Source organism: Vogesella facilis, from assembly GCF_042648525.1.
GTDB lineage: Bacteria > Pseudomonadota > Gammaproteobacteria > Burkholderiales > Chromobacteriaceae > Vogesella > Vogesella facilis.
The window spans coordinates 15,171-38,101 of record NZ_JBHRXN010000011.1; the positions used below are offsets into that span (position 1 = coordinate 15,171).

At 63.3% G+C, this 22,931-nt stretch carries 22 protein-coding genes; 19 read left to right on the plus strand and 3 right to left on the minus strand.

Annotated elements, in window-relative coordinates:
- The first annotated feature begins 5 nt into the window (after window positions 1-5).
- The gene (locus ACFOLG_RS05500) at window positions 6-1,919 is read left to right on the plus strand and encodes a bifunctional diguanylate cyclase/phosphodiesterase (protein ID WP_386089360.1); all 1,914 of its coding nucleotides are present in this window, start codon (window positions 6-8) and stop codon (window positions 1,917-1,919) included.
- A gap of 176 nt (window positions 1,920-2,095) precedes the next feature.
- Here ACFOLG_RS05500 and ACFOLG_RS05505 read toward each other — a convergent pair whose 3' ends face one another.
- The 3 genes from ACFOLG_RS05505 to ACFOLG_RS05515 form a co-directional block, all read right to left on the minus strand.
- Complete coding sequence (locus ACFOLG_RS05505) at window positions 2,096-2,977, minus strand: Tim44 domain-containing protein (RefSeq protein WP_386089362.1); 882 nt, start codon at window positions 2,975-2,977, stop codon at window positions 2,096-2,098.
- Window positions 2,978-3,055: 78 nt separating this feature from the next.
- The gene (tsaA, locus tag ACFOLG_RS05510) at window positions 3,056-3,757 is read right to left on the minus strand and encodes a tRNA (N6-threonylcarbamoyladenosine(37)-N6)-methyltransferase TrmO (protein WP_386089364.1); all 702 of its coding nucleotides are present in this window, start codon (window positions 3,755-3,757) and stop codon (window positions 3,056-3,058) included.
- A gap of 234 nt (window positions 3,758-3,991) precedes the next feature.
- A complete protein-coding gene (locus ACFOLG_RS05515; RefSeq protein ID WP_386089366.1) occupies window positions 3,992-4,744 on the minus strand; it encodes a GNAT family N-acetyltransferase in 753 nt (250 codons plus the stop codon).
- 196 nt (window positions 4,745-4,940) lie between these two features.
- Here ACFOLG_RS05515 and mnmG point away from each other — a divergent pair, with 196 nt between their 5' ends.
- From mnmG to ACFOLG_RS05605, 18 genes are all read left to right on the plus strand, one after another.
- Window positions 4,941-6,833 carry a tRNA uridine-5-carboxymethylaminomethyl(34) synthesis enzyme MnmG gene (mnmG, locus tag ACFOLG_RS05520; protein ID WP_386089368.1) on the plus strand — a complete coding sequence of 631 codons (1,893 nt, stop codon included), beginning with the start codon at window positions 4,941-4,943 and terminating at the stop codon, window positions 6,831-6,833.
- A gap of 112 nt (window positions 6,834-6,945) precedes the next feature.
- Window positions 6,946-7,572 carry a 16S rRNA (guanine(527)-N(7))-methyltransferase RsmG gene (gene rsmG / locus ACFOLG_RS05525; RefSeq protein WP_386089370.1) on the plus strand — a complete coding sequence of 209 codons (627 nt, stop codon included), beginning with the start codon at window positions 6,946-6,948 and terminating at the stop codon, window positions 7,570-7,572.
- Window positions 7,569-8,360, plus strand: coding sequence for a ParA family protein (locus ACFOLG_RS05530; RefSeq protein WP_386089373.1), 792 nt, complete (start codon window positions 7,569-7,571; stop codon window positions 8,358-8,360). The genes rsmG and ACFOLG_RS05530 overlap by 4 nt, the downstream gene beginning before the upstream one ends.
- Window positions 8,361-8,363: 3 nt before the next feature.
- On the plus strand, window positions 8,364-9,227 hold the full coding sequence (locus ACFOLG_RS05535; protein ID WP_386089375.1) for a ParB/RepB/Spo0J family partition protein: 864 nt from the start codon (window positions 8,364-8,366) through the stop codon (window positions 9,225-9,227).
- Between the two features lie 92 nt (window positions 9,228-9,319).
- The gene (locus ACFOLG_RS05540) at window positions 9,320-9,703 is read left to right on the plus strand and encodes an ATP synthase subunit I (protein ID WP_386089378.1); all 384 of its coding nucleotides are present in this window, start codon (window positions 9,320-9,322) and stop codon (window positions 9,701-9,703) included.
- Complete coding sequence (gene atpB / locus ACFOLG_RS05545; RefSeq protein ID WP_386089380.1) at window positions 9,693-10,502, plus strand: F0F1 ATP synthase subunit A; 810 nt, start codon at window positions 9,693-9,695, stop codon at window positions 10,500-10,502. Before ACFOLG_RS05540 ends, atpB begins: the two co-directional genes overlap by 11 nt.
- Window positions 10,503-10,565: 63 nt before the next feature.
- Window positions 10,566-10,853: a F0F1 ATP synthase subunit C gene (gene atpE / locus ACFOLG_RS05550; RefSeq protein ID WP_174876065.1), complete on the plus strand. Its 288-nt coding sequence runs from the start codon at window positions 10,566-10,568 to the stop codon at window positions 10,851-10,853.
- A 50-nt stretch (window positions 10,854-10,903) separates the two neighbouring features.
- Complete coding sequence (locus ACFOLG_RS05555; protein WP_386089384.1) at window positions 10,904-11,374, plus strand: F0F1 ATP synthase subunit B; 471 nt, start codon at window positions 10,904-10,906, stop codon at window positions 11,372-11,374.
- A 7-nt stretch (window positions 11,375-11,381) separates the two neighbouring features.
- The gene (locus ACFOLG_RS05560) at window positions 11,382-11,918 is read left to right on the plus strand and encodes a F0F1 ATP synthase subunit delta (protein ID WP_386089387.1); all 537 of its coding nucleotides are present in this window, start codon (window positions 11,382-11,384) and stop codon (window positions 11,916-11,918) included.
- An 8-nt stretch (window positions 11,919-11,926) separates the two neighbouring features.
- Entirely contained in the window at window positions 11,927-13,468 is a 1,542-nt protein-coding gene (gene atpA / locus ACFOLG_RS05565; protein ID WP_386089389.1) for a F0F1 ATP synthase subunit alpha, read from the plus strand.
- Window positions 13,469-13,511: 43 nt separating this feature from the next.
- Window positions 13,512-14,378 carry a F0F1 ATP synthase subunit gamma gene (gene atpG, locus ACFOLG_RS05570; RefSeq protein WP_386089391.1) on the plus strand — a complete coding sequence of 289 codons (867 nt, stop codon included), beginning with the start codon at window positions 13,512-13,514 and terminating at the stop codon, window positions 14,376-14,378.
- A gap of 41 nt (window positions 14,379-14,419) precedes the next feature.
- A complete protein-coding gene (gene atpD / locus ACFOLG_RS05575) occupies window positions 14,420-15,814 on the plus strand; it encodes a F0F1 ATP synthase subunit beta (RefSeq protein WP_386089394.1) in 1,395 nt (464 codons plus the stop codon).
- Window positions 15,815-15,829: 15 nt separating this feature from the next.
- The gene (locus tag ACFOLG_RS05580) at window positions 15,830-16,252 is read left to right on the plus strand and encodes a F0F1 ATP synthase subunit epsilon (protein ID WP_386089396.1); all 423 of its coding nucleotides are present in this window, start codon (window positions 15,830-15,832) and stop codon (window positions 16,250-16,252) included.
- Window positions 16,253-16,369: 117 nt separating this feature from the next.
- On the plus strand, window positions 16,370-17,734 hold the full coding sequence (glmU, locus tag ACFOLG_RS05585; RefSeq protein WP_386089398.1) for a bifunctional UDP-N-acetylglucosamine diphosphorylase/glucosamine-1-phosphate N-acetyltransferase GlmU: 1,365 nt from the start codon (window positions 16,370-16,372) through the stop codon (window positions 17,732-17,734).
- 170 nt (window positions 17,735-17,904) lie between these two features.
- Window positions 17,905-18,693, plus strand: a complete 789-nt coding sequence (locus tag ACFOLG_RS05590) for a DeoR/GlpR family DNA-binding transcription regulator (RefSeq protein ID WP_386089400.1) — start codon at window positions 17,905-17,907, stop codon at window positions 18,691-18,693.
- Between the two features lie 3 nt (window positions 18,694-18,696).
- Complete coding sequence (gene glmS / locus ACFOLG_RS05595; RefSeq protein WP_386089402.1) at window positions 18,697-20,526, plus strand: glutamine--fructose-6-phosphate transaminase (isomerizing); 1,830 nt, start codon at window positions 18,697-18,699, stop codon at window positions 20,524-20,526.
- 449 nt (window positions 20,527-20,975) lie between these two features.
- Window positions 20,976-22,361 carry a nicotinate phosphoribosyltransferase gene (locus ACFOLG_RS05600; protein WP_386089404.1) on the plus strand — a complete coding sequence of 462 codons (1,386 nt, stop codon included), beginning with the start codon at window positions 20,976-20,978 and terminating at the stop codon, window positions 22,359-22,361.
- Complete coding sequence (locus ACFOLG_RS05605; protein ID WP_386089406.1) at window positions 22,362-22,724, plus strand: nuclear transport factor 2 family protein; 363 nt, start codon at window positions 22,362-22,364, stop codon at window positions 22,722-22,724.
- The last annotated feature ends 207 nt before the right edge of the window (window positions 22,725-22,931 follow it).

Sequence of the window (22,931 nt, forward strand, 5' to 3'; positions counted from 1 at the left end):
CTAGGATGAAACGCGTTTCCCTGATTCAACAGCTGTGGTTCCTGGTGGTGGCCGCGGTGGTGCTGGCAGCCGCCGGCAGCCTGGCGGCCAACCTGTACAACGCCCGCAACTACCTGGAGCAGCAGCTGGCGGCGCAGAGCGCCGATGCGGCCAACTCGCTGGCGCTGCTGATCACGCAGAATCATGCCGACAAGGGTATGGGGGAGACGCTGATCAATGCCGCCTTCGACCAGGGCCACTTCCGCCGCATCACCTGGCTGGACGCCGCCGGCAAACCGGCGGTGCAGCGCATCAATGCCGCGCAGTTCGGCGGCGCGCCGCAGTGGTTCCGCCAGATTTTCCCGCTTAGCAGCACGCCGGCCCGGGCGATGGTGAGCAGCGGCTGGATGCAGGCCGGGCTGGTGGAGGTGGAAAGCGAGGCCGGCTATGCCTATGCCTCGCTGTGGCAGGGTGCGCTGACCGTGTCGTTCTGGGTGAGCATCGCCGGCATCGTGGTGGGGCTGATCGGTTCGCTCGGCGTCGGCACCATCCGCCGCCAGTTGCTGGCGGTGGTGGATCAGGCCAAGGCCATTACCCAGCGCCGCTTTGTCACCATCCCCGAGCCGGAGGGCCCGGAAATGGGGCGCCTGGCCCAGGCGATGAACGCCATGGTGACCCGCGTGAAAGCGATGTTCGAGGAAGAAGCCGGCCGCCTGGAGGAAATGCGCCAGCAAATCAACTTCGACAAGGTGACGGCGCTGGCCAATCGCGACTACTTCATGGGCCGCCTCGGCGCCACGCTGGGCGAGCAGGATGTGGCGCAGGAGATGCTGGTGCTGATGCGCATCGGTGCGCTGGCCGAACTCAACGCCCACCTGGGGCGGCCGCTGACCGACGAGATGCTGGCGCAGTTCGGCCGCAGCCTGCGCGATAGCCAGCGCTTTGGCGACGACAGCCTGGCGGCACGGCTGAACGGTGCCGATTTCGCGCTGCTGGCGCCGCTGAGCCATGTCGATGCCGACAAGGTGACGACGCTGCACGCCGAGCTGGCTGCCTTGCTCAGCAGCTTTGCCGGCGAGAGCGTACTGCTGGCGATGGCCGCCACCGACCTGCGGCCGGGCGACTCCATCCGCGACGTGATGTCGCGGCTGGACGCGGCGCTGGCGCTGGCGGAAGTCAACGGCGGCACGCGGGTGGAAATCGCCGGCAGCAATGTCAGCAAGCCGCCGGCGTTGACCGCGGAGCGCTGGGGCGCGCTGCTGGATCAGGCGGTGGCCGGTGGCGAATTCAAACTGGTGCGCTTTGCCGTGCGCAATGCCCACGGCGGCTTGCTGCATGAAGAGGCGCCGCTGCGGCTGCAGCAGGGCGGCGACTGGCTGCCGGCCGGCCAGTTCCTGCCGATGGCGATCCGTACCCGCCGCGTGGCGGCGCTGGACCTGGCCGCGGTGGGCATGGCGCTGACGCAGCTGGCAGACGATCCGGCCTGCCCGGGGCTGGGGGTGAACCTGGCGGCGGAATCGCTGGACGACGAGCGCTTTGTGGCGCAGCTGGCGGCGCTGGTGCGCGGCCAGCGCCAGGCCGCTGCCCGCTTGTGGCTGGAAATGGCCGAGGCCGGGGTGGTGCCGCGTTTCGAGCGCTTCCGCGCGCTGTGTCTGGCGCTGGAGGAATCGCCGTGCAAGATCGGCGTCGAGCACTTTGGCCGCCAGTTCAGCCTGATCGGCCAGCTGCACGACCTGGGCATCGACTACCTGAAAGTGGACGGCAGCTTCGTGCAGCAGATCGAGCAGCACAACGGCAACCAGACCTTCCTCAAGGGGGTGTGCAATATCGCGCACAATATCGGCTTGGGGGTGGTGGCCGAAGGGGTGAAGACCGAGCAGGAGGCCAGCATGCTGTTTGCGCTGGGCTTCGATGGCATCACCGGGCCGGGGGTGAAGTAGGGGCCGTCTGCGCTGACAAAAGGGCTGCCGCGGGCAGCCCTTGTTGTTGCCAGCGGCAGGTTGGCCATGATGCGGCCAACCTTGTGCCTGCCGGCACGGCTACACGCCTGGCCGCCGCGTAGGCAGGCAACAAAAAAAGGCGCCGGTGGGCGCCTTTGTTACTGGCTGGGAATGGCTCAGGACTGCTGGATACCGGCCACCAGCCACTTGCCGTTGCTGCTGTCGTCTTTCAGGTAGTGCCAGGTTTCGCCGAACGGTACGGCGGCGGCGCCGACGCTCTCGCTCACCAGGCCGCTGAAGCGCACGCTGCAGATCATGCGGCCGTTTTCCACCGTGCCTTCCACCACCTGGCAGTCCAGCTGCGGGAAGTCCGCCGGCTCGGTATTGGCGGCAATGTCTTCCTTCAGTGCCTGGAACAGCTCCGGCGTCAGGTACTTGCGCACCTCTTCCAGACTGTCGGCCGAGTTCAGGTTCTGCAGGTGCAGGAAGGTGGCCTTGGCCTGACGCAGGAAGTGCGGTACCTCGGTGCCATCCGGCAGGCGTTGCAGGCTGGCCGGCGGCGGGGTCAGGCCGCTGCCGCCGAACTGCGGGTTGCCGGAGCCGATCGGCGGGATGCCATTGGCGCCGGCCGGCTGGAACTGCATCGGCTGGGTGTGCAGCGGCTGCGGCGCGCGCGACATCTGCTGGTTGGCCGCACGGCGGCGGAAGAACGACAGCAGCGCCAGACCGGCCAGACCGCCACCGATCACGTACAGCCACGGGAAGCCGCCGCTTTCGCCGCTGCCAGCCTTGCCGTCATTCATGGCGTTGCCCAGCAGGTAGCCGGCGGCGGCACCGGCGGCACCGGCGGCCACCATGCCGCCAACGCCGGAACCCTTGCGCTGCGGCGCCGGGGCGGTCTGCAGCGGCGCCTTGGGCGGAATCGCCTGCTGCTGGAACGACTGGGTCGGGGTGCTGCGCTGCATGCCGGCGCTGCGACCCTTGCCCAGACGGGCGGCATCGGCAAACGGGCTGGCCAGCACGGTAATGAGGGAGAGGGCCAATACGGTCGTCTTCACTCGGGAATTCATTCTATGTGTCTCCAATGTGTGCGGATTGCGAAGGCAATCCGCCGCTCTGACAACGTCGAGCCAGGCTTAGTTCGGGGCGGGGGTGACAATTTCAAGCACGGTGACAACGTTGGCCGCAATGCTGAAACGCACATCGCAGTGCGCCAGGCGGATGCCGTACACCCGCGCCGGGTCGTCCTGGTAGGCCGGGCGCGGGTCCTGCGCAAGCACTTCGTCGATCAGCGCCGGCAGCCAGGGCGGGGTGTCGGCCCAGGCGGCCAGATCGGCGCGCGCGCGCTCATGCCACTGCACCGCCAGCTGCGGCGGCGGGCCGTCGACAAAGCCGCCGCGCGCCTCCGGCTTGGCTTCCACGAACGGGATGTAGGGCTTGATGTCCAGCACCGGCGTGCCGTCCAGCAGGTCGGCGCCGGCCAGCTGCAGCGTGACGCCATCAGTGGTGTCGATACCCTTGAGTGCCACCAGCGACAGCCCCAGTGCGTTGGGGCGGTGGGTGGCGCGGCTGGCGAACACGCCGACCTTGGTATTGCCGCCCAGCCGCGGCGGGCGTACCAGCGGCTGCCAGCCGCGCGCGGCGGTCTCGTGGAATACGAAAGTCAGCCAGATGTGCGAGAACGCCTCCAGCCCGCGCACGCAGTCGGGCTGGTTGTAGGGCGGCAGCAATTCCAGCGTCACCGGCGCCGACGGCGCCAGTGCCGGCTGGCGCGGGATGCCGAATTTTTCCTGGTACGGCGAGTGGATCACGCCGATGGTGTCGAGTTCGAAGCGCATGGCGCGATTGTAGCCGATGCGCCGCTGCGGCAAGGCCGGGCGTGGAACAGTCAAAAGGTTGGCCGCAAGCCTGGCGGCATGCGGCCAACGTTTGCCTGCCTGCTCGCCACGCGCTTGCCAGCGATGGCGAGACAAGGCGCAAGCTGAGGGGCGCGGCGCTGACATGGCGGCAATGCGCATCGCTGAGGCGAAGTACGCGGTTGCGCCGACGGACAGCAGATCGCGGGCTGGCGCTCAGGCGGCGAAGTGCTTCTGGTGGCGCAGATCCAGCCGGCTCATCGGCAGCAGCATGAAGAAGTCGGCGCAGTTGAAATCCGGATCCCAGGCCGGCTCGCCGCACACCCAGGCGCCGGCGCGCAGGTAGCCCTTGATCAGCGGCGGCATCGGCGCCGGGGCGGCGTCGTCCACCACCTTGTCCAGCGGCAGCGCCAGGTGCGGCGTGACGCGCCATTCTGGCGGCGCCAGGTGTTTGCCTTCCAGCTGGCGGTACAGGCTAACCGCCTGGTGGCCGCCGTCGGCCAGGCTCACGCTGGCGCAGCCGGCCAGATACTGCCCGCCCTGCTGGCGCACGTAGTCGGCCAGCCCGGCCCACAGCATGGCGATCACCGCGCCGCGGCGGTAGTCCTTGTGCACGCAGGAGCGGCCCACCTCGATGATATGGTCGCGGATGCCGGCCAGGCGCGCCAGATCGAACTCGTGCTCGGAATACAGGCTGGGCAGCGCGCGCGCCTTGGCCGACGACAGCATGCGGTAGGTGCCTACCACCTTGCCGCTGGCGTTGTCTTCCACGATCAGGTGATCGCAGTAGGCGTCGTAGTCGTCGCGGTCGATGCCTTCGGCGGCGCTGGCCAGCTGGGCGCCCATTTCGCCGGCAAACACCTGGTAGCGCAGTTTCTGCGCGCGGCGGATGTCCTTGTCGCTGCGGGCGAGGCGGACGCTGAGTTTGCCGGCCGGAGCCAGCGCCTGCTGTTCGCGAAGTTGTTGCATGCGGCTTTCCTGTAATGAAGGTGCCAGAGCATGCTAGGGGGCGATGTTGACGGCGGCGTGTCGTGTCGGTGACGGTTCGATGACGCCGCACAATGCCCCTGTAGCGGACAGGGCAAAGAAAATCAATGACTTACAATGTCGACAATTTGGCGTACAATGCCCGGTTCCGTTTTTTGCCTTTGCCTGTACACAGCTTATGATCTACCCGACGACCTTTGACGTGATTGTGGTGGGCGGCGGCCACGCCGGCACCGAAGCCGCGCTGGCAGCCGCGCGCATGGGCTGCAGCACCCTGCTGCTGACGCACAACATCGAAACCCTGGGCCAGATGTCGTGCAACCCGTCCATCGGCGGCATCGGCAAGGGTCATCTGGTGAAGGAAGTGGACGCGCTGGGCGGCGCCATGGCACTGGCCACCGATATCGGCGGCATCCAGTTCCGCACCCTCAACGCCTCCAAGGGCCCGGCGGTGCGCGCCACCCGCGCCCAGGCCGACCGCATCCTGTACAAGGCGGCGATTCGCGAGATGCTGGAAAACCAGCCCAACCTGACGCTGTTCCAGCAGCCGGTGGACGACCTGCTGATCGAAGGCGAGCGCGTGGCCGGGGCCATCACCGCCATCGGTCTCACCTTCCGCGGCAAGACCGTGGTGCTGACTGCCGGCACCTTCCTGTCCGGCAAGATCCACGTCGGCCTGGAAAACTACACCGGCGGCCGTGCCGGTGACGAAGCCGCCTCCACGCTGGGCGCACGCCTGCGCGAACTGAACCTGCCGGTAGGTCGCCTCAAGACCGGCACCCCGCCGCGCATCGATGGCCGCAGCATCGATTTCTCGGTGCTGGAAGTGCAGCCGGGCGATACGCCGGAGCCGGTGTTCTCCTACCGCGGCAACCGCACCATGCACCCGAAGCAGCTGCCGTGCTGGATCGCGCACACCAACCAGCAGACCCACGACATCATCCGCAGCGGTTTCGAGCGCAGCCCGATGTTCACCGGCGTAATCGAAGGCGTCGGCCCGCGCTACTGCCCGTCGATCGAAGACAAGATCAACCGCTTTGCCGACAAGGACAGCCACCAGGTATTCCTAGAGCCGGAAGGCCTGACCACCCACGAGTTCTACCCCAACGGTATCTCCACCAGCCTGCCGTTCGACATCCAGCTGGCAGCGGTGCGCTCGATCCGCGGCCTGGAAAACGCGCACATCCTGCGCCCGGGCTATGCCATCGAGTACGACTACTTCGACCCGCGCGGACTGAAATCCACGCTGGAAACCAAGGCTATCCAGGGCCTGTTCTTCGCCGGCCAGATCAATGGCACCACCGGCTACGAGGAAGCGGCGGCGCAGGGCCTGCTGGCCGGCCTCAATGCCGGCCTGTACGCCCGCGAGCAGGACGGCTGGTGCCCGCGCCGCGACGAGGCCTATCTCGGCGTGCTGGTGGATGACCTGTCCACCATGGGGGTGTCCGAGCCGTACCGCATGTTCACCAGCCGCGCCGAGTTCCGCCTGCAGCTGCGCGAGGACAACGCCGACCTGCGCCTGACCGAGGTTGGCCGCAAGCTGGGGCTGGTGGGCGATGCGCAGTGGGATGCCTTCTGCCGCAAGCGTGACGCGGTGGAGGCGGAGAAGCAGCGTCTGGGTAGCATTTGGGTGCATCCGGCCAAGATCCAGCCGGGCGAGGACGAGCGCATCGTCGGCCAGAAGCTGACGCGCGAGTATTCGCTGGCCGACCTGCTGCGCCGCCCCAACGTGGCTTACCGCGAGCTGATGACGCTGTCGCTGGCAGGGGAGGGCGTGGCCGACGAAGTGGTAGCCGAGCAGGTGGAGATCCAGATCAAGTACCAGGGCTACATCGATCGCCAGAACGAGGAAGTGGCGCGCCGCGAGCAGCTGGACGACGTGAAGCTGCCGGCGGACATCGACTACGGCCTGGTGAAGGGGCTGTCGAAGGAAGTGTCGCAAAAGCTCAACCAGCACCGCCCGGAAACCCTGGGCCAGGCCTCGCGCATCCAGGGCATCACCCCGGCGGCGGTGGCGCTGCTGCTGGTGCACCTCAAGCGCGGTTTTGCCGACGCCCGCAGCGCCAGCTGAGACGCAAAAAAATGCTGCAGTGCGCTCCGAAGTGCCGACTTCGGGGCGCATTTGTTTTTGATACCCGTTACAATCGGGCGATCCCAGAATTCAGACATTCATTGCCAACGACATGACGCACCGCGCAGACATCTCCGCCGGCCTGGCCGCCATCGGCCTGGACCTGAGCGAACAGCAGGTCAACCTGCTGGAAGGCTACCTGGGCCTGCTGGCCAAGTGGAACCAGACCTATAACCTGACCGCCATCCGCGAGGAAGAGCGTATGGTCAGCTACCACCTGCTGGACAGCCTGACGCTGGTGCCGCAGCTGGACGGTGGCACCCGCCTGCTGGACGTCGGCTCCGGCGGCGGCATGCCGGGTATCCCGGCCGCCATTGCCCGCCCGGACCTGCACGTGGTGTTGCTGGACGCCAATCACAAGAAAACCACCTTCCTGCGCCAGGCGGCCATCGAGCTGAAACTGTCCAACGTGGAGGTGATCACCGGCCGCGTCGAGGCGTATCAGCCGGAACAGAAATTCGACCGCATCACCAGCCGTGCCTTTGCCGAGCTGGCCGACTTCGTCAAGCTGTCGCGCCACCTGTTGGCCGCCGACGGCCAGTTCGTGGCGATGAAGGGGGTGTACCCGTACGAGGAAATCGCCCAGCTGCCGGAAGGCTTCGGCGTGGCGGAAGTGCGCCCGCTGCAGGTGCCCGGCCTGGATGCGGAGCGCCACCTGGTGCGCGTGGTAGCAAAATGACAGCCCGTATCATCGCCGTTGCCAACCAGAAAGGTGGGGTAGGCAAAACCACCACGGTGGTCAATCTGGCGACCGGCCTGGCGGAGCAGGGGCGGCGGGTGCTGATCGTCGACCTCGACCCGCAGGGCAATGCCACCATGGGCAGCGGCATCGACAAGAGCGAGCTGCCGCTGTCGGTGTACCACGTGCTGCTGGCGGAAAACAGCGTTGCGGAAGTGCGCCGCCCGGCCAAGGAAGGCGGCTACGACGTGCTGCCGGCCAATCGCGACCTGTCCGCCGCCGAAGTGCAGCTGGTGCAGGAGTTGGCGCGCGAGGCACGGCTGAAGAACGCGCTGGAGTTGGTGGCCGACGAGTACGACTACGTGCTGATCGACAGCCCGCCGTCGCTGAACCTGCTCACCCTCAACGGGCTGGTGGCGGCGCAGGGCGTGCTCATTCCCATGGTGTGCGAATACTACGCGCTGGAAGGCCTCACCGACCTGGTGGGCACGCTGCGCAAGGTGCGCGCCGCCGTCAACCCGCGCATCGAGATCATGGGCCTGCTGCGCACCATGTTCGATGCACGCAGCAACCTGTCGCAGCAGGTGTCGGAGCAGCTGGCGCGCCACTTTGGCGACAAGGTGTTCGACACCGTGGTGCCGCGCAACATCCGGCTGGCGGAAGCACCCAGCCACGGCCTGCCCGGCATCGTCTACGACCGCACCGCCCGCGGCTCGCAAGCCTATCTGGCCCTGGCTGGCGAACTCATCGCCCGTCTGGAGCCGCAAACCGTATCTACCGAGCAATAAACCATGGCCAAACTGAAAGGACTCGGGCGCGGCCTGGACGCGCTCCTCTCCACGGTCGAGGTGGCGGACGACCGCCTGACTTCGCTGCCGCTTCATCGCATCCGCCCCGGCAAATACCAGCCGCGCAGCTTCATGGCGGACGAGGCGCTGCAGGAGTTGGCCGCATCCATCCGCACACAGGGCGTGATCCAGCCGGTGGTGGTGCGCGAAGTCGGGCTGGGCGATTACGAACTGATCGCCGGCGAGCGCCGCTGGCGCGCCAGTCAGCTGGCCGGCTTGCAGGATATTCCGGCGGTGGTGCGCAGCGTGGCGGATGAAACCGCGCTGGCGATGGCATTGATCGAAAACATCCAGCGCGAGGATCTGGACCCCATCGAGGAAGCGCGCGGTATTCAGCGGTTGATCGCGGAGTTCGCGCTGACCCATGAGGCGGCGGCCGCGGCGCTGGGGCGTTCGCGCAGCGCGGTCAGCAATCTGCTGCGTCTACTGGCGCTGCCGCAGCCGTTGCAGGACATGCTGCACCGCGGGCAGCTGGAAATGGGGCATGCGCGCGCGCTGTTGCCGTTGCCGGTGATCGAGCAGGTGGCGCTGGCGCAGGAAATCGTGGCGGATGGCCTGACGGTGCGCGAGGTGGAGCAGCGGGTGCAGCAGGCGCCGGCGAGCGACAAGGTTGGTCGCAAACCTGACGCCGCTGTGCGGCGTGATCCGGACATCGACCGCCTGGCGGAGCTGCTGTCGGACCGCCTGGGCATGTCGGTGTCGTTCCGCCATTCCGGCAAGGGGCGGGGCAAGTTGATCATCGATTATGCAAGTCTGGATGAACTTGACGGACTACTTGAAAAACTTCAAGCAAAATCAAGCTGCTGACAGCTTGGTTATATTAGTCCAGATGCCAAGGGGCAAAGTTGACGCTCTCGTCAGCCCAAGCCTATAATCGCTCGATTTTTTCAGATTCAGACATGATTAATCCGGACGCCAAGCGCGTATTGCGCGCGCAGGTCAGACTAACCCTGCTGGCCATGCTGCTGAGTGTATTCATCGCCGGCGCAGTACCCAGTGTTCCGATGTCTGTGCTGATCGGCGGGCTATGTGCTATCGTGCCCGCCCTGCTTTATGTGCGGATCGCCGGCAAGGTACAGCGGGTGGCGCCGGCAGTGCTGATGCGGGCGCACTACCAGGCAGAGGCGGTGAAGTTTGTTGTCACTGTCCTGTTATTTGCGGCTACGTTCGCATTTTTCAAGGATTTATCCGTAGCGGGACTGTTTGCAGGCTATATCGCCGCGACATCCGGCTACTGGTTCGGGCTTTTGAGCAATAATCGAGACCAACGCAATGGCAAGTAACGCAACTGAGTATATTCAGCATCACTTGACGTTCTGGAACTCCTCGCACGAGGGCGGTTTCTGGAGTCTGCACGTCGACACCTTCTCCATTTCCCTGCTGCTGGGCTTCCTGTTCGTGGGCATTTTTGCCAAGGTTGCCCGTAACGCTAAACTGGAAAACCCGGGCCGTCTGCAACTGTTTGTAGAGTCCATCGTCGAGATGGTCGATACCCAGGTGAAGGAAATCTTCCACTCCAAGAGTAAGGTTGTTGCCCCGCTGGCACTGACCATTTTCGTGTGGGTGTTCCTGATGAACGCCATGGACATGCTGCCGGTCGACCTGCTGCCGTGGATTGCCGGCAACATCGGCGCCGCCCTGGGTCATGATCCGCATCACGTTTACTTCCGCGTGGTTCCGTCTGCCGACGTAAACGCCACTTTCGCCATGTCGCTGTCCGTGATGCTGTGCATCATCGGTTTCTCCATCTCGGCCAAGGGGCTGGGCGGCTGGATCAAGGAGCTGTTTACTGCCCCGTTCCATGCTGAAAGCCTGCCGATGATCATCATCCTGGCGCCGGTAAACTTCGCGTTCCAGCTGGTGGAACTGGCGGCCAAGCCGATTTCGCTGGCGCTGCGTCTGTTCGGTAACATGTACTCCGGCGAACTGATCTTCATCCTGATCGCACTGCTGCCGTGGGGCGTGCAGTGGGTACTGGGTGCACCGTGGGCCATCTTCCACATCCTGGTTATCACCCTGCAGGCGTTCGTGTTCATGATGCTGACCATCGTGTACCTGAGCCTGGCAGTTGAGCATCACTGATTTTTTGTGTTTTTTTAGTACCTTTTCTCAAACCATCCTTGCATTAGTCTTTAGGAGATTTAAATGGAAGCTCTCGTTTCTCAGATCCAGTCCATGACCGCTCTGGCTGCAGCCCTGATCATTGGCCTCGGCGCTATCGGTACCGCTCTGGGCTTCGCCATCCTGGGTGGCAAGTTCCTGGAGTCCTCCGCTCGCCAGCCGGAACTGATCCCGGTTCTGCAAACCAAGCTGTTCATTATTGCTGGTCTGCTGGACGCCATTTCCATGATCGGTGTGGGTGTTGCAATGCTGTACACCTTCAACAACCCGTTCCTGACCGCTGCTGTTGCTGCACTGAAAGCTGGCGCTTAATTTTTAAGCGGAAACGGTTGTTGTCGTAACCACACTGGAGGAAAACAAGCGTGGAATTCAACGTAACACTACTGGGCCAGGCGATCACTTTCGCCATCCTGGTATGGTTCACCATGAAGTTTGTTTGGCCTCCGCTTACCAACATGATGGAAGAGCGTGCCAAGCGAATCGCTGATGGCTTGGCCGCTGCAGAACGCGGCAAACAGGATCTGGAAGCGGCTGAAAAGCGCGTCGCTGACGAACTTCGCCAAGCCAAACAACAGGCTACCGAACTCGTTATCGCTGCTGAAAAGCGTGCCAGCCAGATCGTGGAAGAAGCCAAAGACGTGGCTCGTACCGAAGGTGCGAAACTCGTGGCGGACGCCAAGGCCCAGATCGATCAGGAAGTGTTGCGTGCCAAGGAGTCCCTGCGTGAGCAGGTGGCTGGTCTGGCCGTAGCCGGCGCAGAGAAGATCCTGCGCAAAGAGATCGACGCTGCCAAGCACGCGGATCTGTTGGCCTCCATCAAAGCGGAGTTTTAATTAACTCATGGCAGAACTCATTACCGTAGCAAGGCCCTACGCCGAAGCGGTATACAGCCTCGCCACCGAGCAGCAGACCCAGAGCAAGTGGTCGGAAGCTCTCGCGTGGCTGGCTGCCATGGTGGCGAACCCGGACGTGGCGCAAGTCGTCACCAACCCGAAACATACCGCGCAAGAGATTGAGGCGCTGTTGTTTGACGTGCTGGGTGATAAGGCAAGCAACGAAGTACGTCATTTCGTTGTTACCCTCATCGAAAACCGCCGTCTGACGCTGTTGCCGGAAATTGCCGCCCAGTTTGAAGTGCTGAAGGCTCAGGCCGAAGGTGTGGTCGACGCTACCGTCGAAACCGCTTTTGCCCTGACTGACGCCCAGCAAGCCGAACTGACCGCATCTCTCAGTCATAAATACGCTAAATCCGTACGCATCGTCGTACGTGAAGTGCCGGAATTGATCGGCGGCGTACGTATCCTGATTGGTGACGACGTGATTGATGCGTCTGTCAGCGGCAAACTGCAGGCAATGGCCGCAAGCCTCAAGAATTAGGAGAGATCATGCAGTTGAACCCCTCTGAAATCAGTGACCTGATCAAGGCCAAGATTCAGAACCTGTCCGAAGGCGTCGAGTCCCGTACCAAAGGTACCGTGATCTCCGTAACCGACGGCATCGTTCGTATCCATGGTCTGGCAGACGTCATGCAGGGTGAAATGCTCGAGTTTGCGGGCAACACCTTCGGCCTGGCCATGAACCTGGAGCGTGACTCCGTAGGTGCCGTGATCCTGGGCGAGTACGAGCACATTTCCGAAGGTCAGGAAGTGAAGTGCACCGGCCGCATTCTGGAAGTGCCGGTAGGTCGTGAACTGGTTGGCCGCGTGGTGAACGCGCTGGGTCAGCCGATCGATGGCAAAGGCCCGATCAACGCGACCAAGTCTTCCCCGATCGAGAAAATTGCTCCGGGCGTTATTGCCCGTCAATCGGTTTCGCAGCCGATGCAGACCGGCCTGAAGTCCATCGACTCCATGGTTCCGGTTGGCCGCGGCCAACGTGAGCTGATCATTGGCGACCGTCAGACTGGTAAGACCGCTGTTGCACTGGACGCGATCGTTAACCAGAAAGGCACTGGCGTTATTTGTATCTACGTTGCCGTAGGTCAGAAAGCGTCTTCCATCGCCAACGTGGTACGCAAGCTGGAAGAGCACGGCGCAATGGGTCACACCATCGTGGTTGCCGCTACCGCCTCCGAAGCCGCTGCCCTGCAGTTCATCGCACCGTACTCCGGTTGCGCGATGGGCGAGTTCTTCCGTGACAACGGTGAAGACGCGCTGATCGTATACGATGACCTGTCCAAGCAGGCTGTTGCCTACCGTCAGATCTCTCTGCTGCTGCGCCGTCCGCCGGGCCGCGAAGCTTACCCGGGCGATGTTTTCTACCTGCACTCCCGTCTGCTGGAACGCGCTTCCCGCATCAACGAGGATGAAGTAGAGAAGCTGACTGCTGGCGCGGTGAAAGGCAAGACCGGTTCCCTGACCGCTCTGCCGATCATCGAAACCCAGGCTGGCGACGTTTCCGCCTTCGTTCCGACCAACGTGATTTCCATTACCGACGGTCAGATCTTCCTGGAAACCGACCTGTTCAACGCTGGTATCCGTCCGGCCATCAACGCCGGTATTTCGGTATCGCGTGTGGGTGGTGCAGCACAGACCAAGGTGATCAAGAAGCTGGGCGGCGGTATTCGTCTGGCTCTGGCCCAGTACCGTGAACTGGCAGCCTTCTCGCAGTTTGCTTCCGATCTGGACGAAGCGACCCGCAAGCAGCTGCAACACGGTGAAGTGGTTACCGAGCTGATGAAGCAGAAACAGTTCTCCACCCTGTCTACCGCCGAAATGGCGCTGACGCTGTGGGCGGTGAACAAGGGTTACTACGAAGACGTTCCGGTGAAGAGCGCGCTGGCATTCGAAGCCGCGTTCCTGGCCTACGTTCGCGCTAACCACGCCGACGTGCTGACCGCGACCGATGCGTCTGGTGACCTGTCTGCCGACAATGAAAAAGTACTGGCCAAGGCGATCGAATCGTTCAAGGCTGGCTACAGCTTCTAAGCTGAGTCTTTCGGATACCTCGAGTTAAAGAAAGGTTCAGGATATGGCAGTCGGTAAAGAGATTCTCACCAAGATCCGAAGCGTGCAGAACACGCAGAAGATCACCCGCGCTATGCAAATGGTGTCGACCTCCAAGATGCGCAAAACGCAAGAGCGTATGCGCGCTGCCCGTCCTTACGCCGAGAAGGTGCGTGCTGTCATGGCGCACCTGGCTTCGGCCAATACGGATCTGGAGCACCCACTGCTTGCCCGTCGCAGCGAAATCAAGCGTGCCGGCATTATCGTTGTAACCTCGGACAAGGGTTTGTGTGGTGGCCTCAACGCCAACATCATCAAGCGCTTTTACGCCAAGGTTACCGAGCTGCAGACACAAGGTGTCGATGTGCAGGTGTGCGCCCTGGGCCAAAAAGGCCTGGCCGCCAGCCAACGCGCCAAATTGAACGTTGTGGCAAGCGCAGTGCATCTGGGCGATGTGCCCAAGATGGACAAACTGATTGGCCCGCTTACAGTGCTGTTGAAACAGTACGCTGAAGGCGAACTGGATGCGGTTTATCTCGTGTACTCCCGTTTCATCAACACGATGAAGCAGGAGCCGGCGCTGGAACAGTTGCTGCCGCTGTCCGAGGAGCACATGGTTGTCGAACACGCCCACGCTTGGGATTACGTGTACGAGCCGAGTGCCACCGACGTCATGGAGTTTCTGGTCAAGCGTTACCTGGAATCCGTCGTGTATCAGGCTGTGGCCGAAAACATGGCTTCCGAACAGGCTGCCCGTATGGTGGCCATGAAGGCAGCAACGGATAACGCCGGTAACGCGATCAAGCAACTGCGTCTGGTTTATAACAAGTCACGTCAGGCAGCAATTACCAAAGAGCTGTCGGAAATCGTGTCTGGCGCCGCAGCGGTATAACCGTCGCAGACTGTAAAAGTTTATTGAGTTAGGAACCGATAATGAGCCAAGGCAAAATCGTACAAATCATTGGCCCGGTGGTCGACGTGGAGTTTCCGCGCGACGCCATGCCAAAGGTTTATGATGCCCTGAAGCTGGTTGACGCAGACCTGACGCTTGAAGTCCAGCAACAGCTGGGCGATGGCGTTGTGCGTACCATTGCTATGGGCAGCTCGGACGGCCTGAAGCGTGGCATGGCAATCACCAACACCGGTGCACCGATTTCGGTACCGGTTGGCGCCGCCACCCTGGGTCGTATCATGGACGTGCTGGGCAGCCCGGTTGATGAAGCCGGCCCGGTAGCTTCCGAACACACTCGCGCCATTCACCAGGCAGCGCCGAAGTTCGACGAACTGTCCTCCGCTACCGAACTTCTGGAAACCGGCATCAAGGTTATTGACCTGCTGTGCCCGTTTGCCAAAGGCGGTAAGGTGGGTCTGTTCGGTGGTGCCGGTGTGGGCAAGACCGTTAACATGATGGAACTCATCAACAACATCGCGAAGGCACACTCCGGTCTGTCCGTATTCGCCGGTGTTGGTGAACGTACCCGTGAAGGTAACGACTTCTACCACGAAATGAAGGACTCCAACGTCCTTGATAAAGTGGCAATGGTGTACGGTCAGATGAACGAACCGCCGGGTAACCGTCTGCGTGTTGCACTGACCGGCCTGACCATGGCCGAGCACTTCCGCGACGAGAAAGACGCCAACGGCAAAGGCCGTGACGTGCTGTTCTTCGTGGACAACATCTACCGTTACACTCTGGCCGGTACCGAAGTGTCCGCGCTGCTGGGTCGTATGCCGTCCGCTGTGGGCTATCAGCCGACGCTGGCGGAAGAAATGGGCCGCCTGCAGGAACGTATTACCTCGACCAAGGATGGTTCCATTACCTCCATCCAGGCCGTATACGTACCTGCCGATGACTTGACCGACCCGTCCCCGGCTACCACTTTCGCCCACTTGGATGCGACCGTGGTTCTGTCCCGTGACATCGCGTCGCTGGGTATCTACCCGGCCGTTGACCCGCTGGACTCCACTTCCCGTCAGCTGGACCCGCTGGTTGTGGGCGACGAGCATTACACCGTTGCCCGTGGCGTGCAGTCCACCCTGCAGAAGTACAAGGAACTGCGTGACATCATCGCGATTCTGGGTATGGATGAACTGTCTGAAGAAGACAAGCTCACCGTATACCGCGCGCGTAAGATCCAGCGCTTCCTGTCGCAGCCGTTCCACGTAGCTGAAGTATTTACCGGTTCCCCGGGCAAGTACGTTCCGCTGAAGGAAACGATCAAGGGCTTCAAGGCAATTCTCAGCGGCGAATTCGACCACCTGCCGGAACAAGCGTTCTATATGGTTGGCGGTATCGACGAAGCTGCGGAAAAAGCCAAGACCCTGTAATCAAGGAGACGGCTCATGGCCAAGATGCATGTGGAAGTGGTCAGCTCCGAGCAGCAGATCTACTCCGGCGAAGCCGAGTTCCTGGTTGCGCCGGCACTGGAAGGCGAAATCGGTGTTTACCCACGTCACGTGCCGCTTCTGACCCGTATAAAGCCTGGTGTGCTGCGTCTGACAGTACCGGGTAGCAAGGACGAAGTGTTGGTGGCTGTTTCCGGCGGTCTGCTGGAAGTGCAGCCTACCCACATCACCGTTCTGGCTGATACGGCGATCCGCGGTGAGGATCTCGACGAAGCTCGCGCCAACGAGGCCAAACGTGTTGCCGAGGAATCCCTCAAACACGCTACCGACGACCTGGATACGGCGAAGGCCCATGCTGCCCTGGCAGCGGCCATCGCCCAACTCAAGGCGCTGGAATACCTCCGCAAGCGCGTGCACTGATAACGCGAAAGCGCCAAGTGTATAGTCGCAGGCTGCCACGCAAGTGGCAGCCTTTTTCATTTCTGCAAAGCCCCGCATAATGGCGGGCTATTTACCCAGATGGTTGCGGACGCATTCATGGAATCCCTCAGCGTAGTCATTCTTGCTGCCGGCAAAGGCAAGCGCATGTACTCGGCCCTGCCCAAGGTGCTGCACCCGATCGGCGGCCAGCCCATGCTGGCGCGGGTTATCACCACCGCCCGCCAGCTGCAGCCAGGCAAGATCGTGGTGGTGTACGGTCACGGTGGCGAACAGGTACGTACCACCATTCAGGATGCGGATGTGGAGTGGGCGTTGCAGGCCGAACAACTGGGCACCGGCCACGCGCTGAAGATGGCGCTGCCGCACCTGCCCAAGGATGGCCACACTCTGGTGCTGTACGGCGACGTGCCGCTCACCACCGTGGCCACGCTGCAGCACCTGTTGGCCGCAGCCGAAGGCGGCATGTCGCTGCTCACCGACGTGCTGGCCGATGCCAGCGGTTACGGTCGCATCGTGCGCGATGACGCCGGCGACATCGTGGCCATCGTGGAAGACAAGGATTGCAACGCGGTGCAGAAGACGATCCGCGAAATCAACACCGGCATGCTGGTGCTGCCGAACGCGCGGCTGGAAGGCTGGCTGTCCGAGCTGCGCAATGGCAACGCACAGGGCGAGTACTACCTCACCGACGTCATCGCGCTGGCAGTGCGCGACGGTATCGCGGTGCCGGGTGTCAACGTGGCTGCCAGCTGGGAAGCTGCCGGCGTGAACAACAAGCTGCAACTGGCCGAGCTGGAGCGCCAGCTGCAACTGAACCAGGCGCGCGCGCTGCTTACTGCCGGCGTTACCCTGGCAGACCCGGCTCGCATCGACATCCGCGGCCAACTTGAGCACAGCGAAGATGTCAGCATCGACGTGGGCTGCGTGTTCGAAGGCCAGGTCAAACTGGGTGCCGGGGTGCAGATCGGTGCCTACTGCGTGCTGAAGAACGTTACCGTAGCGGCGGGTACCCGCATCGCGCCGTACTCGCACCTGGAGGACGCCGAAGTGGGTGCCGGCTGCCAACTGGGCCCGTACGCGCGGCTGCGCCCTGGTGCCAAACTGGCCGACCACGTGCACATCGGCAACTTCGTGGAAGTGAAGAAGAGCACCATCGGCAGCGGCTCCAAGGTCAATCACCTTACCTACATCGGTGATGCCGACATCGGCAGCAAGGTGAACGTCGGTGCCGGCACGGTGACCTGTAACTACGACGGCGTAAACAAATTCCGCACCAGCATCGGCAACGGTGTGTTTGTCGGCTCCGGCAGCATGCTGGTAGCGCCGGTAACGCTGGAAGACGGCGCCACCATCGGTGCCGGCTCGGTAATCACCAAGACCGCGCCGTCCGAGCAGCTGACCGTGGCGCGCGCCAAGCAGCTGACGGTACCCGGCTGGCAGCGCCCGCAGAAGAAAGCCTGATCCGGCATCTGCGCTCACCGCGAACCGCCTTGTCCACCCGGCAAGGCGGTTTTTTCATGTCTGCGGCCAACATGTTGGCCGCAACAGTCCTGCGGATGGCATGCGGGCAGGATTGTACCGGGTAACATTCGCTGATATATTTCGCAAAATCTTTCGAAACGAAATTTTCGATGACCAAGCGAAATACACAGCAGCGCCGCCATGCCATCGTTGCACTGGTGCAGGAACGAGGCGAAGTCAGTGTCGAAGAGCTGACGCGGCGCTTTTCCACCTCTGAAGTGACCGTCCGCAAGGATCTGGCGCTGCTGGAAACCGGCGGTCTGCTGTTGCGTCGCTATGGCGGTGCGGTGTCGCTGCCGGCCGAGATGGTCAATGCCGGCGACCCGGTGAAAATTTCGGAACGAAAGCTGGCCATCGCCCGCGCGGCGGCGGAGCGCATCCGCGACCACAACCGCATCATCATCGATAGCGGCACCACCACCAGCGCCATGATTCCGCTGCTGGGCCACAAGCGCGGCCTGATCGTGATGACCAACTCGCTGAACGTGGCCGGCGCGCTGCGCGAGCTGGAAAACGAACCCACGCTGCTGATGACCGGCGGCACCTGGGACCCGCATTCCGAATCGTTCCAGGGGCAGGTGGCCGAGCAGGTGCTGCGCTCTTACGATTTCGACCAGCTGTTCATCGGCGCCGACGGCATCGACCTAGCGCGTGGCACCACCACCTTCAACGAACTGGTGGGGCTGTCGCGGGTGATGGCCGAGGTGGCGCGCGAAGTGGTGGTGATGGTGGAGTCCGACAAGATCGGCCGCCGCATTCCCAACCTGGAGCTGCCGTGGGAGCGCATCCAGACCCTGGTGACCGACGATGCCTTGTCGGCAGAAGCCAGGGAAAGCATACAAGCCAAGGGGGTCACGCTGATCTGTGCCCCGTCGCAGTCTGAACATCCAAGGAGATAAAACATGTGCGGCATCGTCGGCGCCATTGCCAACCGTAATATCGTTTCCGTGCTGGTAGAGGGCCTCAAGCGCCTGGAGTACCGCGGCTATGACTCCTCCGGCATCGCCGTGCACGCCGGCAGCCAGATCACCCGCGTACGCCGGGTTGGCCGCGTGGCCGAGATGGAAGCCGCGGCGCAGGCCGACAACGTGCAGGGCCAGCTTGGCATCGGCCACACCCGCTGGGCCACTCACGGCGGTGTGACCGAATACAACGCCCACCCGCATGTGTCCCACGGCCTGATCGCCGTGGTGCACAACGGCATCATCGAGAATCACGAAGAGAAGCGCGCCGAACTGAAAGCCGCCGGCTACGTGTTTGAATCGCAGACCGACACCGAGGTGATCGCTCACCTGGTGCATCAGTATTACCTGCAGGAAAAAGATCTGTTCCGCGCCGTGCACAAGGCTACCCGCGAGCTGACCGGCGCCTACGCCATCGGCGTTATCGCGCTGGACCGCCCGGACGAGCTGGTATGCGCCCGCATGGGCTGCCCGCTGCTGATCGGCCTGGGCGAGGGCGAGAACTTCATCGCCTCCGATGTTTCCGCCATCCTGTCCGCCACTCGCCGTGTACTGTTCCTGGAGGAGGGCGACATCGGCCACCTCACCCGCGATGGCGTGACGCTGATCGACAAGGACGACCAGCCGGTGGAGCGCAAGGTGCACGTGTCCGACGTGTCGCTGGCCTCGCTGGAGCTGGGCCCGTACAGCCACTTCATGCAGAAGGAAATCCACGAGCAGCCCAAGGCGCTGTCCGACACCATCGAAGTGGTGCTGGACGACGGCTTCGTACCCGCGCTGTTCGGCGCCGCTGCGGCCAACGTATTGCCGGCACTGACCGGGGTGAAGATCCTGGCCTGCGGCACCAGCTACTACGCTGCCCTTACCGCTAAATACTGGATCGAAAGCATCGCCGGCGTGGTGTGCGATGTGGAAATCGCCAGCGAATACCGCTACCGCGCAGCCTTCGCCGACCCGCAGCACCTGGTGGTAACCATCTCCCAGTCCGGAGAAACGCTGGACACCATGGAAGCGCTGAAATACGCGCGCAGCCTGGGCCACCAGCACGCGCTGTCCATCTGCAACGTGCGCGAATCGGCGATCCCGCGCGCCTCTGACCTGGTGTTCTACACCCGTGCCGGCGCCGAAATCGGCGTGGCCTCCACCAAGGCCTTCACCACCCAGCTGGTCAGCCTGTTCGTGCTGGCGGTAACCCTGGGCAAGGTGCGCGGTCGCGTGACTGCCGAGCAGGAAGCGCAGTACCTGGAAGAGCTGCGCCGCCTGCCGGGCAGCGTGCAGCATGCGCTGAACCTGGAGCCGCAGATTACCGCCTGGTCGCAGCTGTTCGCCGCCAAGAACGACGCCCTGTTCCTCGGCCGCGGCCTGCACTACCCGATCGCGCTGGAAGGCGCGCTGAAGCTGAAGGAAATCTCCTACATTCACGCCGAAGCCTACCCGGCCGGCGAGCTCAAGCACGGCCCGCTGGCGCTGGTGGACGAAAACATGCCGGTAGTGGTGATTGCCCCCAACGACACGCTGCTGGAAAAGGTGAAATCCAATATGCAGGAAGTGCGCGCCCGCGGCGGCGAGCTGTTCGTGTTCGCCGACGCCGACAGCCACTTCAGCGAATCCGACGGCGTGCACGTGATCCGCACCCCGCGCCACGTGGGCATCCTCAGCCCCATCGTGCACTCCATCCCGGTACAGCTGCTGGCTTACCACGTAGCGCTGGCACGCGGCACCGACGTGGATAAACCGCGTAACCTGGCCAAGAGTGTGACAGTAGAATAATTTAATGTGTTTTTTGTTTCTATTGATTATGTCAAATGAAATTTGTCGAATCCGAATAAAGTTTGTCGGAGTCTGAGTGAAGCGAAGGGGCCATTGGCCCCTTCGTCCGTTCATATTAGCTACCGGATTTGCGCTGCAAAGTGGGTGTGGTATGGCGCTGCTCGCTTGTGCGGACGCCGCGGCCACTGAGGGGAACTCATCAACGGCCGGTTTACACCGCTATTCGGAGCGTCTCCTTCCGCACCGCCGGTAGCACATGAGTTGGCCCGCGCCGGATGGGCCGTGAAATAAACCCGCCGCGCGGCGGTCGACAAAAGCAGAAGGCCGCCGGCGGCCTCTGCTTCCGGGCCGGCCGGAAGCACACAACGCTGACCGACGGCCAGGCGCTTATGACAGTCAGGCAGGGCTGGCGTATGCTAGGGCGCATCGTGACGCGCGCGTGAACCGCCATGGCCTTCAATCCCATCCTCAATACCGACTCCTACAAGCTCAGCCACTGGAAGCAATACCCGCCTGGCACCGACGGCATGTATTCCTATGTCGCCGCCCGCGGCGGCACCGCTTCGCACGTGCTGTTCTTCGGCCTGCAGGCGCTGCTGCAGGACTACCTGAGCCAGCCGCTGACCGCGGCACACATCGACGAGGCCGAGGCGCTGGCGGCACTGCATGGCGTGCCGTTCAACCGCGCCGGCTTCGAGCGCGTGCTGACGCTGCATGGCGGCTACTGGCCGGTGCGCATCCGCGCGGTGGCCGAGGGCGAGCTGGTGCCTACCGGCATTCCGATGATCACCATCGAATCCACCGATCCGGAACTGTTCTGGGTGGTGTCGTTCCTGGAAACCGCGCTGCTGCGCAGCTGGTACCCGATCAGCGTGGCTACGCGCAGCTTCCGTGCCAAGGAGATCATCCGCCGCTACCTGGCGCAGACTGCCGACAGCCTGGACGGGCTGCCATTCAAGCTGCACGACTTCGGCGCGCGCGGGGTGTCCAGCTACGAGAGCGCCGAGATCGGCGGCATGGCGCATCTGGTCAACTTCATGGGCACCGACACTCTGGCCGCGGTGGCGGCGGCACGTCGCTACTACCATGAGCCGTGCGCCGGCTTTTCGATTCCGGCGGCCGAGCATTCCACCATCACCGCCTGGGGGCGCCCGCACGAGGGCGATGCCTTCGCCAATATGCTGGCGCAGTTCGCCAAGCCCGGTGCCATCCTGGCGGTGGTCAGCGACAGCTACGACGTGTTCCACGCGGTGAGCGAGCTGTGGGGCGAGCGCCTGCGCCAGCAAGTGATCGACAGCGGCGCCACCGTGGTGATCCGCCCCGATTCCGGCGAGCCGGTGCAGGTGGTGGCCGAGGTGATAGACAGGTTGGCCGCCAGCTTCGGCACCACGCTCAACAGCAAGGGCTACCGCGTGCTCAACCACGTGCGGGTGATCCAGGGCGACGGCGTGAATCTGGCCAGCATCGAAGCCATCCTGTCGCGACTGGCCAAACTGGGCTACAGCGCCGACAACGTCGCCTTCGGCATGGGCGCGGAGCTGCTGCAGAAGCTGGATCGCGACACCCACAAGATGGCGCTGAAATGCTCGGCCATCCGCATCGGCGGCGAATGGCGCGACGTGTTCAAGGACCCGGTGACCGACCCCGGCAAGCGTTCGCTGGGCGGGCGCGTGGTGGCGGCGCGCAACAGCCGCAGCAGCTGGGGGCTGAACACGCTGGAGCGGGTCAGCGAGGCCGACCTGCAAATGCGCGTGGTGTGGGAGAACGGCAAGCTGCTGCTGGACGAAGACTTCGCCACCATCCGCGCCCGCGCCGCCGCTCACCTGGAGAACTGAATGAAAACGCCGGAACAAGTGGTGGCCGCCCAGCTGGACGCCTACAACCGCAAAGACCTCGACGCGCTGCTGGCCTGCTATGCCGCCGATGCGCGCATGTACGTCTACCCGGCCACGCTGGTGGCCGAAGGCCGCGCGGCGCTGCGCGAGCGCATGAGCCTGCGCTTTGCCGAGCCGGATCTGCATGCCGAACTGCGCCGGCGCGTGGTGCTGGGCGAGCTGGTGATCGACGACGAGATCGTGACCCGCACTTTCTCGGAAGGGCGCGGCAGCATGACCATGACCATGATCTACCGCGTGGCCGACGGCCACATCATCGATGCCTCGGTGATCGCCGGTGCGCCGGTGCTGGACGAGAGCTGAGATCGCGCGGTGGCGCATGACCAAGGTTGGCCGCAGGCGGCCAACCTTGGCGTGTGACGGCGAAGCCCTTGCGCAGCGCGGAAGGGCTTGGTGGTGTGAACAGGAAGGCTGCCGATTCAGGCTCGTGGCCGGAGCGGCCCGGCTTTGCCGGGTCCGGCAGAGTCCGAACGGAGCACGCTGTCAGCAGCCGGCCGCATGCGGCCAACC